General features: G+C 43.7%; 16 protein-coding genes and 1 pseudogene. 11 read left to right on the forward strand and 6 right to left on the reverse strand.

Annotation, left to right across the window (positions count from 1 at the left end; genetic code table 11):
• Positions 1-8: 8 nt before the first annotated feature.
• Genes JNUCC1_RS09515 through JNUCC1_RS19035 form a run of 3 tightly spaced genes read right to left on the reverse strand, consistent with a single transcriptional unit; the run spans position 9 to position 2623 of the window.
• Entirely contained in the window at positions 9-1751 is a 1743-nt protein-coding gene (locus JNUCC1_RS09515; RefSeq protein ID WP_156645191.1) for a GMC family oxidoreductase, read from the reverse strand.
• Positions 1752-1772: 21 nt separating this feature from the next.
• Positions 1773-2501 (reverse strand): gluconate 2-dehydrogenase subunit 3 family protein, encoded by a 729-nt coding sequence (locus JNUCC1_RS09520; RefSeq protein WP_231784102.1) that lies wholly within the window; start codon positions 2499-2501, stop codon positions 1773-1775.
• A complete protein-coding gene (locus tag JNUCC1_RS19035; protein WP_269448148.1) occupies positions 2495-2623 on the reverse strand; it encodes a hypothetical protein in 129 nt (42 codons plus the stop codon). The genes JNUCC1_RS09520 and JNUCC1_RS19035 overlap by 7 nt, the downstream gene beginning before the upstream one ends.
• Positions 2624-2728: 105 nt before the next feature.
• Between JNUCC1_RS19035 and JNUCC1_RS09525 the strand changes: the two genes are divergently transcribed.
• Together JNUCC1_RS09525 and JNUCC1_RS09530 are read left to right on the forward strand one after the other, a co-directional pair.
• Positions 2729-3286 carry a DUF488 domain-containing protein gene (locus JNUCC1_RS09525; protein WP_331713690.1) on the forward strand — a complete coding sequence of 186 codons (558 nt, stop codon included), beginning with the start codon at positions 2729-2731 and terminating at the stop codon, positions 3284-3286.
• 156 nt (positions 3287-3442) lie between these two features.
• Positions 3443-4009 carry an STM3941 family protein gene (locus tag JNUCC1_RS09530; protein ID WP_156645192.1) on the forward strand — a complete coding sequence of 189 codons (567 nt, stop codon included), beginning with the start codon at positions 3443-3445 and terminating at the stop codon, positions 4007-4009.
• On the opposite strand, the gene JNUCC1_RS09535 is transcribed toward JNUCC1_RS09530, so the two are convergent.
• Positions 4002-4445 carry a hypothetical protein gene (locus JNUCC1_RS09535; protein WP_197431686.1) on the reverse strand — a complete coding sequence of 148 codons (444 nt, stop codon included), beginning with the start codon at positions 4443-4445 and terminating at the stop codon, positions 4002-4004. The two genes, JNUCC1_RS09530 and JNUCC1_RS09535, sit on opposite strands and share 8 nt — an antisense overlap.
• A gap of 160 nt (positions 4446-4605) precedes the next feature.
• Here JNUCC1_RS09535 and JNUCC1_RS09540 point away from each other — a divergent pair, with 160 nt between their 5' ends.
• The 3 genes from JNUCC1_RS09540 (at position 4606) to JNUCC1_RS09550 (ending at position 6882) form a co-directional block, all read left to right on the forward strand.
• Positions 4606-5061: a GNAT family N-acetyltransferase gene (locus JNUCC1_RS09540; protein WP_156645194.1), complete on the forward strand. Its 456-nt coding sequence runs from the start codon at positions 4606-4608 to the stop codon at positions 5059-5061.
• 23 nt (positions 5062-5084) lie between these two features.
• Positions 5085-5600 (forward strand): GrpB family protein, encoded by a 516-nt coding sequence (locus JNUCC1_RS09545; protein ID WP_156645195.1) that lies wholly within the window; start codon positions 5085-5087, stop codon positions 5598-5600.
• 592 nt (positions 5601-6192) lie between these two features.
• Positions 6193-6882 carry a Crp/Fnr family transcriptional regulator gene (locus JNUCC1_RS09550; protein WP_231784103.1) on the forward strand — a complete coding sequence of 230 codons (690 nt, stop codon included), beginning with the start codon at positions 6193-6195 and terminating at the stop codon, positions 6880-6882.
• A 108-nt stretch (positions 6883-6990) separates the two neighbouring features.
• Here JNUCC1_RS09550 and JNUCC1_RS09555 read toward each other — a convergent pair whose 3' ends face one another.
• Positions 6991-7347 (reverse strand): DUF779 domain-containing protein, encoded by a 357-nt coding sequence (locus JNUCC1_RS09555; protein WP_156645197.1) that lies wholly within the window; start codon positions 7345-7347, stop codon positions 6991-6993.
• Positions 7348-7377: 30 nt separating this feature from the next.
• The gene (gene exaC / locus JNUCC1_RS09560; RefSeq protein ID WP_156645198.1) at positions 7378-8898 is read right to left on the reverse strand and encodes an acetaldehyde dehydrogenase ExaC; all 1521 of its coding nucleotides are present in this window, start codon (positions 8896-8898) and stop codon (positions 7378-7380) included.
• A gap of 205 nt (positions 8899-9103) precedes the next feature.
• Here exaC and JNUCC1_RS09565 point away from each other — a divergent pair, with 205 nt between their 5' ends.
• The 6 genes and pseudogenes from JNUCC1_RS09565 (at position 9104) to JNUCC1_RS19500 (ending at position 15634) form a co-directional block, all read left to right on the forward strand.
• Positions 9104-10543 (forward strand): DHA2 family efflux MFS transporter permease subunit, encoded by a 1440-nt coding sequence (locus tag JNUCC1_RS09565; protein ID WP_156645199.1) that lies wholly within the window; start codon positions 9104-9106, stop codon positions 10541-10543.
• A gap of 67 nt (positions 10544-10610) precedes the next feature.
• Positions 10611-11099 carry a large conductance mechanosensitive channel protein MscL gene (gene mscL / locus JNUCC1_RS09570; protein WP_156645200.1) on the forward strand — a complete coding sequence of 163 codons (489 nt, stop codon included), beginning with the start codon at positions 10611-10613 and terminating at the stop codon, positions 11097-11099.
• Positions 11100-11454: 355 nt separating this feature from the next.
• Positions 11455-13710, forward strand: coding sequence for an ATP-binding cassette domain-containing protein (locus JNUCC1_RS09575; RefSeq protein ID WP_331713691.1), 2256 nt, complete (start codon positions 11455-11457; stop codon positions 13708-13710).
• A gap of 172 nt (positions 13711-13882) precedes the next feature.
• The gene (gene mntA / locus JNUCC1_RS09580) at positions 13883-14287 is read left to right on the forward strand and encodes a type VII toxin-antitoxin system MntA family adenylyltransferase antitoxin (RefSeq protein WP_156645201.1); all 405 of its coding nucleotides are present in this window, start codon (positions 13883-13885) and stop codon (positions 14285-14287) included.
• Positions 14280-14687 (forward strand): type VII toxin-antitoxin system HepT family RNase toxin, encoded by a 408-nt coding sequence (gene hepT / locus JNUCC1_RS09585; RefSeq protein ID WP_156645202.1) that lies wholly within the window; start codon positions 14280-14282, stop codon positions 14685-14687. Before mntA ends, hepT begins: the two co-directional genes overlap by 8 nt.
• Positions 14688-14770: 83 nt before the next feature.
• Positions 14771-15634: pseudogene (locus tag JNUCC1_RS19500) on the forward strand (phosphotransferase family protein).
• The last annotated feature ends 61 nt before the right edge of the window (positions 15635-15695 follow it).

Below are 15695 nucleotides of genomic sequence, written 5' to 3' on the forward strand. Positions count from 1 at the left end.
TTTTTGGTTTAAACGCTCGGTTTTTCGATCAGACCGCTGCCGTTTTTGAGATATTGGTCCATTCCTTCTGAAGCCCGGTAAGCAAATGCCCCAATGGTTTCAGTAGGGTTATAATTGCTGAAGTGAGGGAAGGAGGACGATCCTACTACAAAGAGATTGTCCATATCCCACATTTGTGAATAGGTGTTTACAGCTGACGTTTTGGGATCTGTCCCCATAATGGCACCACCACCGTTATGGGAATTGGGATAGGAGTTATTGAACTGTGTATCATCAGGTAATTCATCCTCGTCTACAATATCAGCACCCATTTTCTCCATTATTTCGGCCGCCCTTTTAATCGCATACTGCCCCAGTTTAATGTCCTGCTTGGAGTATTTATACGTGACACGCAGAAGAGGGTTACCGGCGAAATCTTTATAGGTCGGGTCTAGGTCCAGATAGTTATGAGCCCAAGGTAAAGCTGCTGCCTGGGCGTCGACGTATAAATTACGGTTTGTATAATAAAGAGATTTCTCTTTAAACTCTCTGCCCCATGACGGGGTCCCTTTAGGAACATGATTATTTCCAATGGGCCTGTCTCCCATAACCCGAATGTGCGGCTCAAAGCCATGCAGGAAATCGAGGTCCGAATGATCGATGTTATCGCCGCTGAAGTCGTCTAAGGTCGAGGCAAGGGCCCCAGCACCGGCGAAACTATTGAACTTCTTGTCCTTAAAATATCCTCTTGCACCCAGGTAAGTCACATTACTGAAGTGCCCGGTGAAGTTTTTTCCAATCACACCTGTTCCTGTTTTGGGATCATAAGGCTTGCCGATTTTTGATGTCAGCAATAACTTGGTATTTGTAAACACAAACCCTGCCAGAACGACGATGTCTGCCGGTTGTTCAAATTCCTCACCGGTTCGAATGTCCATATATAAAACCCCAGTCGCTTTTTCACCATCATGAATCACTTTTGTGGCATATGCGTCGTTACGCAGTTCATAGTTTCCGGTTTTTTTAGCGGTGGCAAGCACCGTGATAATAGGGTCTGCTTTGGCACCGAAGTCACAGCCGTACGTTTCACAAAATGCACAGTAAACACAGGCATTTATGGTTTCGCCGTCTGGGTTCTCATATTGCTGTGTGACGTTGGCGGATGGAATCTGGTAGGGGTGATAACCCAGCTCTTTTGCTGCTTGTTTGAATAGTTTTATCGATGGTGTGTCTTTCATTGGCGGATTAGGGAACTTGTCAGAACGGTATGGCCCAATCGGATTTTCCTCTCCTGATATGCCTGCCATTTTTTCATATTTATCATAGTATTTCTCCATATCATCATAGGTGACACCCCAGTCCTGCAGCGTCATACCTTTTGGGATCTTATTTTTCCCGTAACGCTCAACCGTTTTACTGTAAATCTCAAAGTCATACGGCAGGTAACGGAAATTGTGACCATTCCAGTGAACGCCGGCCCCGCCAGTGTCTGTTCCGAGAAAGGCATTCTCGTTCGTTCTGACAGGCAGTGCTGTTTGATCAGCCCCGTTTCTTGAGGTGATCGTTTCTTTTGTTAGGTCCTGCATCATTTCGTACCGCATTGAAAAACGAAGCTCATCCTTGGTGCCTATGTAATCTTCGCTTTTCTTATCTGCCCCGCGTTCCAACCCAACCACCTTATATCCTTTTTTAGAAAGCTCGGCTGCCACAATGCCGCCGGCCCACCCTGAACCTACAATAACCGCATCGACCTTGTCGAGTTTTGTTGCCATTTTGAGTGTGCCTCCTTTTTATTAGTGTCCCTGGTAATTCGTCAGACTGACCGGTTTCATCTTTACAAATTCATCTTTTTCGATAATATTGGCGTAGGATGCCTGTGCCCCCGGAAACTCTTTCATTTTCCAACCCGCCAGATTTCGATTACCGCCATATAATGGGTCAGAAAAAGCGCCTTCCAAAGTCATGCGCCTGAGCAGAATAAAGAAATTCTCTGCAGCGACACCCTTTAATTTGATGTTTCCGCTCTCCATGTCTTTTAATATCTCAATCTGCTGTTCTTCTTCGGCTTCATAAAAAGGCGCGCTAAACCTTTTTTGGCTCTCTTGATTGAGCTTTCTAAGCCCTTCAATAAATATTTCTCCTCTGGTCAGCCTTGCCTGATGCCGTTGCAGCTCTGTTTCAGAATGTTTAACAACATAAGGCGGGTTGGTCGGGCTTTGTTCTTCTGATTTTCCTTTCATACTTTCAACCTGTTGAAATTTTATAAAGGGCGCATGACGGTAATCTCGTGCGTTCGTGCCCCATGAGCCTGCCATCTGTTTATCAATAAAATAGGGAACTCCGAGCTCAACGGCTCCGGGTCCATTGTCATCTTTCGGGTAAATGCACTCAGTTGCTGCGCTTAATGCATTAAAGTCCTCATTACGTGTGAAAAATTGCCGTGCTTCTTGGAAATCAGCTGCTTTTTCAGTATCTGTCTGCTTCTCATCTGCATTATCTGTTGTGAATTGGTTTGTCAGCAAACTGCCAAGCAGAGAACCCCGACAACTCCACCAGCTACCATCCCAGTATTTTTGATAAATTGCCGGCGCCCTTTATCAACACCATCTTTTTCATTTGTTGGTTTATTTTTATCGTCTGCCACATTTATGACCTCCTTGATGATCTCATGCCTTGTCACTATCCTTTCCAAAAAGGGTGAAGGGTATTACAGAAGGTTCACAAATACATCAGGTTTGGCGTTTTGTTAGTGAATAATGAAGGTAAAGAGTTAAGAGAAAGTGAGTTGATAAACATGGAGATCTACACGATTGGTCATTATTCGCACTCGGAAGCACAATTTATGAATCTATTGGAATTAGCGCAGATTAAGATGGTAGTGGACATAAGAGCTTTCCCGGGAAGTAGGAAGTTCCCCCAATTTTCAAAGGACGTGATGGGTGATTGGCTTGCTGAGTCTGGAGTTGGGTACATGCATATACCAGAGCTTGGCGGTAGGAGAAAGACCACTGAGCCCGTTTCGCCTGTTTTAAATGCCGGCTGGAATAATCAGTCCTTTCATAATTACGCTGACTATACGCTCTCTGCTGACTTCCAGCGGGGAGTTGCACAATTAATGAAGATCGCCGGAGAGCATCCAACAGTGATGTGTTGTGCTGAACGCCATCCGGCCCGCTGTCATCGCTTAATTATCAGCAACTGGCTTGTGGCCCACGACTGGGTCGTCAAACATATTATCCCTCACGAGAAAGGTACCGGCGAACTGGTCCCCACAAACTCGGCAAATGGGGCGCCCTGCCCATCATAGAAAACGACCAAACCGTCGTCTACCCCAAAACCCCCCCTTCCAACAAGTAAATTGACAAGTGCCAGTCGACAAGTGCCTGTCACTTCCCGAATTATGTCGAATGCTCTTGAGTTCTTTCTTTGGATTGTATAGGATGAATAGATAGGGGGAGGGTGCATGATGGAGCCTTTTAAGGTGCGATTTAAATTTACACAGATGTTAAAAATATTTTGGTATGGGAGCATGCTCACTGTCGTCTGTACGATTCTTTTTTCCATAGGTTTTGTTGAAGACGGCGGGGGTGTAATTATATTTCAGTTGATCGGAGCGCTGGGGCTGCTATTCTTCATCCCATTGCTGATTTTCTTGTTCTTCGCTTGGGTTTTGAGAAGAGCTGCTTTCATCATTTCAGAAGAAGGTATTACGGATAAAACTCAACTGTATAGCTCGGGCCTTGTTAAGTGGAACGAAATTGAAAGAATGACAATCGGTTGTCGTCATGAAGTAACTTTTCTAACAGTGGAATTATATCATTCAGATGTATTCAGGGAAAAAGCCAATCCAACCAAACGCTTGTACTTTTCTCTTACGGAGACGCTTTCTTCAGAGCAAATACAAATTGATGTTTCACGCCTTGCAATAAGCGAAGAAGACCTCATCAGCCAATTTGAAAAGTACAGCAAAGGGAGATTTAATAGAGAGAACATCACTGAGAATACTGGGTGGACATATGATGTTATTTAGAAGCAGGCTCTGATTGCTGCCATCTATGATAGGCATAGATCACAAATGAGAGGGCGTATATGACTAAGAAATATTGCCATGCTGATATGTTTCTATATTCAGCAATCCCTAAAACACCTAACAAAGGGAGTACCCCAAAAGCCATTACAGCATCCATAGCAAGGTTAACGATTGTATATAAAAGAAACCTATGAGAGGTTAAGGCGAATATCCAAAAAGTTCCAATTAAAAAAAGTCCATATACAAAACTTGCATCAATCATGTAGCCCCAAGGCACAATCTGCTTATGAATCACCCACCATTTGTAGGTATATGCAATTTGAAAAATGATGGTCATAAGCAGCGTCGTAAACACCGTGACTGGCATATACGTTTTTCGGGTTTTGGAATCAGAGAGCAATAAAGTAAACCACGGCAAAATAAGTAGAGAAAACATAAGCACCTTAGTCCACATAAAAACAACACTCCAAACTGTAAGGCTATAAAAGTATTATGCATCCCCAAAGTGAAAATATTCACCTAGAAGGGTGCCTGTCACTTCCCGGTTTTTGTCATTTTTTGTCGTATTTTAAATGGGTTGAACATAGGGGGATATAATGGATATCAGAGAACTATATATGAATGAGGAGGCGCCATTAGATTTATTGCTGTTGGCCGATCCTTCTCGTAAACTGATAGATGAGTACTTAAATCGTGGCAAATGTTTTGTCGCCGAAAATAATCATAAGCTAATCGGGGTCTATGTCCTGCTTCCCACGAGGCCAGCGACAGTGGAGCTCGTCAATATAGCCGTTGCCGAAAGTGAACAGGGTAAAGGAATCGGGAAACAACTGCTTTTAGATGCTATACAAAGATCAAAGACAAAAGGCTACCAAACGATTGAAGTCGGTACGGGTAACTCGAGTATAGGACAGCTAGCATTGTATCAAAAATATGGTTTCAGGATAACCGGCATCGACCCAGACTTCTTCACAAGACATTACGATGGTAAAATTTTTGAAAACGGAATCTGGTGCAGGGATATGATCCGACTTTCCAGAGATCATTTTTAATTTCCGGTGGCGGGGGTGATGATGTGAATGACAAGGTGTATTTTAGACATGAGTCATGCTTCAGAGAGGATGCAGCGATGGTGGTTCTAAAGCATCGGAGTAATATTAAGGACAATATGCCATATGCAGAAGTCCTGCACGTCGGGAGCACAGCTGTTGCAGGGGCATTGACGAAAGGTGACGTTGATCTGCAAGTGCGTGTTCCTCAAAACAAATTCGAAGGGGCGAAAGAAGTTTTGAAGCAGTGGTATTCTGTTAACAAAGGCAGTTATCAATCTCACTATTTTTGTGCGTTTGAACAGCCAGATGAAGTCCTGCCACTCGGGATCCAACTGACCGCGATTGGATCAGACCTGGACCATTTTTGGAAACTCACATATTTTTTCAAAGAGCACCCCGACTACATAAAGGCATATAACGCCATAAAAGAGAAACATAACAGGCAATCCATGGAAAAATACCGAGAAGCCAAAAGTGCATTTATCGAAAACATCTTCTCTTCACCAGAATATAAGGCTTTTGGGCAAGCCCTATTTTAAAAAATGACGCACATAAAGTTAAAACGTTAATGAATAGTCGACACAAACTGCGAACCAGTGAAAACTTGGAATGACTGCTTCTGGCAACTGACCATAATGAGAGTATCGTGATTTGCGCTGCGGGAAGTTGCTTTCCGCGGGCACGGCCTCAGCCTCCTCGAGGAAGACCACCTCTGCGGGGTCTTCGGACTCGTGCTGTTCCCGCAGGAGTCGACTTCCCTCCGCTCCAATCACTCTATGTTATTAAGTGGCATGAACGGTTTTACTCACATAAGAATTAGAGAATAACCTCTCATATCTAGCTCGGGGAAAACACGGAGACTCCTGTGGGAGCAAAAGCCTAGATGAGACCCCGGAGCGCGCAGCGCGAGGAGGCTCATCAGCGCCCACTGGACGCGGAGTGTTTTCCCCGAGCGGTTGCCAGTGGCAGTCATAAAATCCCAAATTAAATCTAACTAATTAGTTCGCAGTTTACAGATACTACGAAATAGCAATAACTATATGAACCCACTTTGTGTAATGTCAATTGCTACCTCGAAAGCCAGAATAGTCAGTTGCCGTTTTGAAGAAAAACATGAGCGGAGTGATATGTATGGAAAAGACGGAGAAAAAGCTTTGTGTGTCATTGGTGCCGATTTTTAATCATCTAGATTATGGAGAACAGGAGAAAATTGCTGGCGCCAGCAAAAGCAGGACGTTCAACTCAAAAGAACTGGTTTTTAGAGCAGGAGATCCTTCTGAACATTTGTATATTGTCCACCGTGGCAAGGTGAAAATTTATAACCTATCAGAAGATGGAAAAGAGCATCTGATTCGTATTTTAGAGCCGGGTGACTTCATGGGAGAGTTGGCTATTTTTACAGATGAATGGCTAACAAGCTATGCCGAAACAATGGAAAAAACAGAGATTTGCTCGATTCACAAAGCTGACTTGAAAAAGTTGTTGGAAGCAAATCCTGCTATTTCATTCAAACTTCTTGCAGAAAACAGCAAACGGCTGATGCAAGCTGAACGAACGATCGAGCAGTTTGGCTCCCAGGATGTTGAGAAACGTCTGGCTTCTTATCTTATTGAGCTTGCAGATGAACAACCCGCCGTTTCAAAAAGTAGCATTATTACGCTTCCAATGAGCAAAAAAGATCTGGCATCCTACCTCGGCAGCACCAGCGAAACCATCAGCAGGCGCCTTGCCTCATTTGAAGCCCGACAATTAATTGAGCAGACGGGACAGCGAAAGATTAAGATTCTGCAACTTGATGCGCTTGAGCGATTAGTGGACTGAAGCATATAACCTGTTACAAACGAAAATCACCACCCCTTGTGCCAGCAGCGCAAAGGATGGTGATTTTTAATTTTTTATAAGCAGCAGCGGCTTTGCGTTCCTATCTCCCTAAACGTTTAACGCCGCGCGTTCTTGTTCTGTAAAAACGCGTGATCGGGTTAAGAAACGTTTTCCTTCAGGCCCTTCCAGAGAAAACATACCTCCCCGTCCATCCACCACGTCAATAATGAGTTGCGTGTGCTTCCAGTACTCATACTGATCCCTAGACATATAGAAAGGCGTATCTCCTATTTCACCGAGCAGCACATCCGAGTCGCCTGTCCGGAACTCATCCCTCTCATAACACATAGGTGAGCTTCCGTCACAGCAGCCTCCAGATTGATGAAACATAAGTGGGCCATGCGTGTCTTTTAACGTGTTGATTAACGACAGCGCTTCTTCTGTAGCAACGACACGTTCGACCATAGTACTCATCCTTTCTGCCAGAATTCTGATTTAGAACAAGCCAGCTGGATCATCGCTATAACTAACGAGCAGGTTCTTCGTTTGCTGATAGTGGCCAAGCATCATGAGATGGTTTTCACGGCCGATACCGGATTTCTTATATCCGCCAAAAGCAGCGTGTGCCGGATACTGGTGGTAGCAGTTTGTCCAGACACGTCCTGCCTGAATGCCGCGTCCAAAGCGATAGGCCTTGTTAATATTTCTTGTCCAGATACCTGCGCCAAGTCCGTATAAGGTATCATTGGCGACTTTCATGGCTTCTTCATCATCTTTAAATGTCGTGACAGAGAGAACAGGACCGAATATTTCTTCCTGGAAAATCCGCATATCGTTTTGCCCTTTAAAAATAGTCGGCTCCACATAGTAGCCACTTTCCAGTTCTCCATCAAGCTTCTTCACGTTACCGCCTACAAGGACTTCTGCATCTTCCTGTTTACCGATATCTAGGTAAGATTCAATCTTTTCCATTTGTTCCTTGGACGCCTGAGCCCCCATCATAGTTTCCGTATCCAGTGGATGTCCCATTTTAATTTCTTTGACACGCTTGATTGCGCGTTCCATGAACTTGTCATAAATGTCTTCGTGAACCAACGCACGTGATGGGCATGTACACACTTCACCCTGGTTAAGGGCGAACATGACCAAGCCTTCTACAGCCTTGTCGAGGAAACTGTCATCCTCATCCATGACATCTTTAAAGAAGATATTTGGTGACTTGCCGCCGAGTTCGACCGTGCTGGGTATGATATTCTCTGAAGCGTATTGCATAATTAAACGGCCGGTTGTGGTTTCACCGGTAAAGGCAATTTTGGAAATCCGGCTGCTTGAAGCGAGTGGTTTCCCAGCTTCAACCCCGAAACCGTTTACAATATTCAGTACACCAGCTGGAAGCAAATCAGAAATGAGTTCCAGTAGCACATGGATGGATGCTGGTGTTTGCTCAGCTGGCTTCAAAATGACACAGTTTCCGGTTGCAAGGGCCGGAGCCAATTTCCATGTTGCCATCAAGATCGGGAAGTTCCACGGTATAATCTGCCCAACAACGCCCAGTGGTTCATGAAAATGATAGGCGACAGTGTCATCATCAATTTGGCTGATGCCACCTTCCTGAGCACGAATGGCGCCTGCGAAATAACGGTAGTGATCAACTGCGAGAGGAAGATCCGCAGCCAATGTTTCACGAACAGACTTGCCATTATCCCATGTTTCTGCCACCGCGAGCATCTCTAGATTGTCTTCAATACGATCAGCAATCTTGTTTAAAATATTGGCCCGTTCAGCAACGGATGTTTTTCCCCACGATTCTTTAGCAGATTCAGCCGCATCAAGCGCAGCCTCCACATCTTCTTTCGTAGATCTGGCCACCTCGCAAAAAACTTTGCCAGTCACGGGACTTATGTTTTCAAAATACTTGCCTTTTGCAGGGGCACGGTATTCCCCACCAATGTAATTGTCATATTTCTCCTTAAAATTCACCAGTGCATCAGCTGTGTTCGGATCAGCATATCTCATACAATATTCCTCCCCTATTTTGTAATCGCTTCCAAAAAGGTTTTAAAATCATCCAAAAACCTTAAACATCAGTATATCAATAAATTTGTAAAATTCCAACCCTAATGGTGCCTGTCACTTCCCGGTTTGTGTCGAATTTTATTTCTTGGCTGTTAGTTGTTTCTTTTTGATATAATGTGAGGTAATGACAATAGAAGGTAGCGTTTTGTTTATGGAGAAAACATCTCAGGCTCAAACACATAATCCTCAAGTAAAAGCTGCTCCCATTATGGCTGCGCTCCTCATCAGCGGTTTCATGGGGATGTTCAGCGAAACAGCTTTAAATATGGCGATTAATGATTTAATCAAGGCATTTTCCATCTCACCTTCGACAGCTCAATGGTTAACAACGGGCTATCTTCTTGTGCTTGGGATTGTGATTCCTGTTTCTGGATTGTTGATTAAGCGATTTCCCACAAGGAAGTTATTCGTGACCAGTTTGAGCTTTTCAATTCTTGGTGTGCTTGTTGCAGGTATTTCCCCGAATTTCTGGATTCTATTAAGCGGACGGATCATCCAGGCTATCGGAACGGGCTTATTGTTGCCACTGTTATTTCATACAGTGCTGATTATCTTTCCTCCATGGAAAAGAGGAACGGCAATGGGGATTGTAGGCCTCGTTATGATGTTTGCACCGGCAACTGGGCCTATCTCAGCCGGTCTTATCATCGAATACTTTAACTGGCATATGATTTTTTGGATCATTACCCCGTTTCTTATTTTCGCTCTTGTGTTTGGTATCATTTTTTTACCCAATTTAACCAAAGTGCAAAAACACAAAATCGACCTCTTGTCCATTATCCTTTCGACAGTTGGCTTTGGTGGAATCGTATTCGGATTTAGTTTCGCAGGAGAGAGTGAGGGGTGGAGCAGTCCGATCGTCATCTCTGCGCTGATCACAGGCACTGTAGCACTGGTTCTCTACGTGTTCAGACAGCTTTCTATTGATGAGCCTGTTCTTTATTTAAAGGTGTTCAGACATCCCATGTTTATACTGGGGATTGTGGCGACGCTTTTCGCCAATATCATTATTTTTTCAGGGAACATTCTACTGCCTTTATTTATGCGCGCCGGGCTTGGGCTAACTGCTTCAGCTGCCGGACTGCTCTTGCTTCCTGGAGGGATTGTCAATGGCATTATGTCGATGGTAAACGGGCGGATTTTCGACAAACATGGCCCTAAAGCATTGGTGATTGGGGGTTTTGCGCTTAGTACAGTGACCGTCTGGTTCTTCTCAAAGGTCACGTCTTCAACAAGCCCTTATCTGATTATCATCTTCTTCATGTTGCTTATGGTCAGTATGTCGATGGTGACCACACCCTCCCAAACAAACGGGATCAATCAGCTGGAGCCGGAACTTTACCCTGATGGAACCGCCGTTGTAAACTCAATGATCCAAACATCCGGCGCAATCGGTACGGCACTTGCTGTGAGTATCCTTAACATGACCCAGCGTTCTCTTTTAGCTGAAGCTGCTAATCCTGCCGACACTCAAGTCAAAGCTGAGGCGCTGATCTCTGGTGTGCAGAATGCCTTCACGTTCGCTATGATCATATCCATTCTCGGATTAATCACGTCACTATTCATTAAAAGGATCAGGGTTTAAGGTGTACTGGTCTCTAGTTCTAGCTCGTCCATTCTTCTCATAACCTAATGATGGGGAGGATGATTATATGGGCCTGTTTAAGGAATTTCGCCAATTTGCCATAAGAGGCAGCGCGGTGGATATGGGGGTCGGGATCGTCTTAGGAGCGGCATTCAGCGGATTAATTGATTCTCTGGTCAGAGATCTCCTGTTGCCGCCGCTTGGTCTCTTATATTCAAAAATAAATGTGCAGGATATGTACATCAGCCTGAGCGGTGGCGTGTTTCCTTCACTCGAAAAAGCCAAGGAAGCAGGTGCGGTCACCATTAATTATGGGTTATTCATGATGGCGGCGGTCCGGTTTATCATCATCCTTTTCGCGGTTTTCGTCGTCGTCCGGCAGATCAACCGTTGGAAAAATCCACATCAAACACCGATAGATTCTATGACAAAAAAACAATGTCCCTATTGTTGTACACCGATCCCTTCAAAAGCTGTCATATGCCCAAACTGTTCATCTGAACTGCAAAAAGAAGAGCCTCGATATAATTCAGCGCCAAAGTGGCGGATTAAATAGAATAATAATAGAGATGGCTCATTTTTTTCTTTCTAGTTAAAGGAAATGGTGATGTCTTATGACAGTTTTTGAAGCGTTGGTCATAACATTCCCTCAGAACGAAAATAACCACCCCTGAGCCTGGTAAGCAAATAGGGTGATTATTTTCAGCTGAAATGCGAGCTTCCCGCTCTTTAAGGGCTATCACGTTAGACCGTTCATGTTCACTGATGGATGGTCCTTTTATTTATATGGCTTTACATATTTGGGATACCCTATTTACAGCAAATTTAAAATGAAAGTGATATGTTTATAATGATTTAATAAAAGGAAAATAAGCTTCAATTGATATAGCCGGCTTAGAAAGGATGAGACCGTGCCAGAAACAAGGGACGAAATCATATTAAGAGGACTCAAAGAAAATAACCTAAAAAATATAGATTTAAATATAGGTAAGGGGGAAATCACTGTATTTACAGGGCTTTCTGGATCAGGGAAGAGCTCTGTTATTTTCGATACGTTGGCGACAGAGAGCAGGAGACAGATGACATTGAACTATCCGCTTTATGTCAGAAATCAAATGCCAAGATACGAAAGGCCTCAAGCTGATCTCATGCAAAACCTGAGCCCAGTAGTAGTGGTAGAGCAACGTACTGCGGGGGGAAACTCGCGTTCAACAGTTGGGACATATATGGATATCGATCCATTGATCAGGCTGTTATTTTCAAGAATAGGAACTCCACCTATAGGCACTGCCACTGACTTTACCACTCAGAGTACCTTTGGCAGATGCCCCCAGTGCGACGGGTTTGGAGAAGTCGTCGCACCGGATGTCAATAAAATGGTCGATTTCGACAAATCGCTCCGAGAATATGCAGTACAATTTAAGCCTTTATCCCCTGCAGGCTGGCAAGGACAATGGATGATGACTTGCGGACTGTTTGATCCGGATAAACCGATCAAAGATTACTCAAAAAAGGACCGCGAGCTTTTGCTGTATGGCCCTCCAGGCGGCGGAACTGTCTATGCGCCATTTCATACCAAGTATGGTCCGCAAAATGCACAGTGGGACGGGCTTTTGCCTAGATTTATCCGCTTGTATATTAATAGAGATGTCTCTAAGCTCAAACAAATATCTCAAGATGATGTCTTAGCAGTTTCCACACATTCTCAATGTCCAACCTGTGAGGGTTCAGGACTTAATCCAAAAGTTCTGGAATGCCGGATCAATGGCTTCAATATCCTGGAGTACGAACAACTGGAGATGACAGACATACTAGAGGAACTGATTAAAATAAAAGATTCCCTTGGCGCGTCCATCGCACGCCAGGCCATTCCGCATATTAAGCAACTGATCGACATGGGATTGGGATATCTGAGCCTGTCCAGAAAAATGGGAACCTTGTCCGGTGGTGAAGCTCAAAGGGTTAAGATCGCGCGTCATTTGGGCAGCAGTCTCAACAATATGACCTATATTTTTGATGAGCCAAGCGCAGGGCTGCACCCAGAAGAGGTCCATCTGCTCATACAGATGCTCAACAGTATAAAAAACCAGCATAATACGGTCATTGTGATCGAACACGATCTGTCTGTCATAAAAGCAGCTGATGAGATCGTCGAGATGGGACCTGGAGCCGGTGCTGGTGGAGGAGAAATCATCTATCAAGGATACTCAACCGGGTTAGAAAGCTCTTCCGCCGCTACAAACCTCAACCATCAACTGGAAATCAATCAACATCCAAGGGACATTAAGCATTGGTTGACGATAGAAAACGCCAATACGAACAATCTTAAAAATGTCAGCCTCGATATTCCTAAAAATGTTCTAGTCTCTGTATGTGGTGTGTCAGGATCTGGAAAAAGCTCGTTAATGCTGGACGCATTTACGGAAAAGTATCCTGAGACAATTGCAGTCGGGCAAAGCAGTATAGGGGTTTCCAGCCGATCAACGCTGGCGACCTACATGGGAATTATGGATGATGTTCGGGCGATATTTTCCAAGGCGACAGGTCAGCCACCTGGATTATTCAGCTTTAACTCTATAGGTGCTTGCCCTGTGTGTAAGGGGAAGGGCGTTACCACGCCAGACGTGGCATTTGCTGATCCGGTGACCATTCGTTGTGAAGCTTGTGGCGGCACCAAGTATTCAGATGAGGCGTTGTCCTATCGCTATGAGGGTAAAAATATCGTTGAGATTCTCGATTTGACCATCGATGAAGCTGTGCAATATTTTACAATGCCAAAGATCATTAAGAAAGTAAACACCCTGAAAGATGTCGGTTTAGGCTACTTAACGTTAGGTCAGACGACAAGCTCATTGAGTGGAGGGGAAGTCCAGCGTCTCAAATTAGCAAGCCATTTGAAAAAAGAAGGTCAAATCTATCTATTGGACGAGCCATCTCGTGGTTTGCACATGGATGATAACGCAAAGCTACTGGATGTGTTCCAAAATCTTGTCAACAAAGGCAATTCAGTTGTGATCATCGAACATAATCTCGACTTCATCGCAGCAAGTGACTGGGTTATCGAACTCGGACCAGAAGGCGGCAAAAAAGGCGGGCACATCCTATTCCAAGGCACACCAAACCAAATGCACAACACCAACACCCCAACCGCCAAATGGCTCAAGTAACAATTCAAGTGACAGGCACCTTTATCCCCAAAAGGTGCCTGTCACTTCCCGGTTTTTGTTGGTTTTTGTCGAATGTTTTTTGAGGGATACAGCCTCTTATTATTGTGTTTCCGTATTGTATTAAAACCCTATAACAACTGCTATAATAGAAGTAAAAGTAGGAGGAATGGCAATGGATTCTAAATTAATAGACACGATTAATGAATGTTTAGTACCCTTGCTAAATCCTGAGTTTATGATTGTGTTCGGTTCTTTTGCAAGTGGCAGTGAAACATTAAAAAGCGATCTAGATATAGCATTTTACCGAGAGGGAGAATCTTTGTCTAAATATGAACGGTTCATGATATCGCAAAAACTGGCTGAGTTGATTAACAGAGATGTTGATTTGATTGACTTGAAAGAGGCCAGCACGGTATTCCGCGCGCAGATATTTGGCTATGGCCAGACCATTTATTCTAGAAATGATATAGAAAGGGATCGACAGCACATGACTGCCTTGAGCATGTATGTCAAATTAAACGAAGAACGTCAAGTTGTCTTTGATGCGATTCGCGAGCGGGGGAGAATCTATGAATAAGGACGTAATAGTTAATAAAATTGAAGTGATTGAACGTTGCTTAGATCGTATTCGGGAGGTGCACGGCGGGGAGGATGCAAATTTGGAAGACATGACAAAACAGGATAGCATAATCCTTAATTTTCAACGAGCGTGTGAAGCCTCCATAGATTTGACCATGCATTTGGTTGGAACAAGGGGAGCGGGGGTGCCTCAGACAAGCAGGGAAGCTTTTGAAATTTTGTTCAAAGAGGCGATTATTGATAATACGCTGGCATCAAGAATGAAAGCAATGGTCGGTTTTCGAAATATTGCCATCCACGATTATCAAGAAATTGATATCGACATTCTTCAAAAGATTATAGCAGAGCACCTACAAGATTTTGAACAATTTACAGAGGCTGTTTTAAAGCGATTGTAAAATTTTTGTAAGAAAGTGTAGAATGGTCTTACAAAAGCTCTCGAAAGACGGAAAAGTAATCAAATAAACTGGGGAGGTAGGTTATGCTAGAACATCTCATTCAATACTTTAATCTGCATGTATTATCAATCGATGAGGTTGAAGACTCCCACAGTTCCACAGTCTATAAATGCCATTTGCATAAAGGTGAAAGTGTTTTCCTGAAAATCCCATATACAAGATTAAAGTGGCAGCGAGAGCTCGAAGCCTACCAAATTTTAAAAGGACATGTTTCCACTCCTGAAATGTTGGATTATTGGTCTGACGATGAAGCAAGTTCGGGGGCTTTTTTGTTGTCAGAATTAAAAGGAATCCCATTAACAACTAATGTTTCACCCAAAGTGGCGTATGAAGTTGGAGTCCTACAAGCCACAATGCACGACATCCACCTTCCTTACACCCATGATTTAACGGGCATAAAAAATGAATTTCCGAGCTGGTCTCATTTTGTTGAACGCCAATTCTATAGTTTTGCTGAAGATGTCATAGAGGTTTTGGATGAACGATTGTACACCTAAGCCATTGAAAAATTTGAGCATATGAAGCAACAACTACCTCGACCAGACGGGCCGAGCTTTGTACATATGGATTTTCGGCCAGCTAATATTATAGTCGATGATCATAAAGTTTCAGGTGTGATCGACTTTGAAAGTGTACGGTTCGGCTCAACAGATGTTGATTTCACCAAACTGTATCGGGATTTTCTAAGGTTCGATAACAATCTGTATCAGGCTTTTCAAGACGGCTATAATAGTATAAGACCATTGGTTAATTTAGAGGCTGTATTGCCTTTTTATCAATTCACAGATGCCTTTAATAGTATCGGATGGTGCCAACGTCGTGGAATTGAGAAGAACGCTGGGTTCTTTGAAGAGAGTTTAGCGATTCTAAGAAAGCTTTTGCATTAGGGGTTTCTCAGAAAATGTTATAAACTCATTATTATCATTCTAGAAAAAATCAAGGAGGAAC

Origin of the sequence: Lentibacillus sp. JNUCC-1 (assembly GCF_009741735.1) — a bacterium.
In the GTDB taxonomy this organism is placed as follows: domain Bacteria; phylum Bacillota; class Bacilli; order Bacillales; family Amphibacillaceae; genus Lentibacillus_B.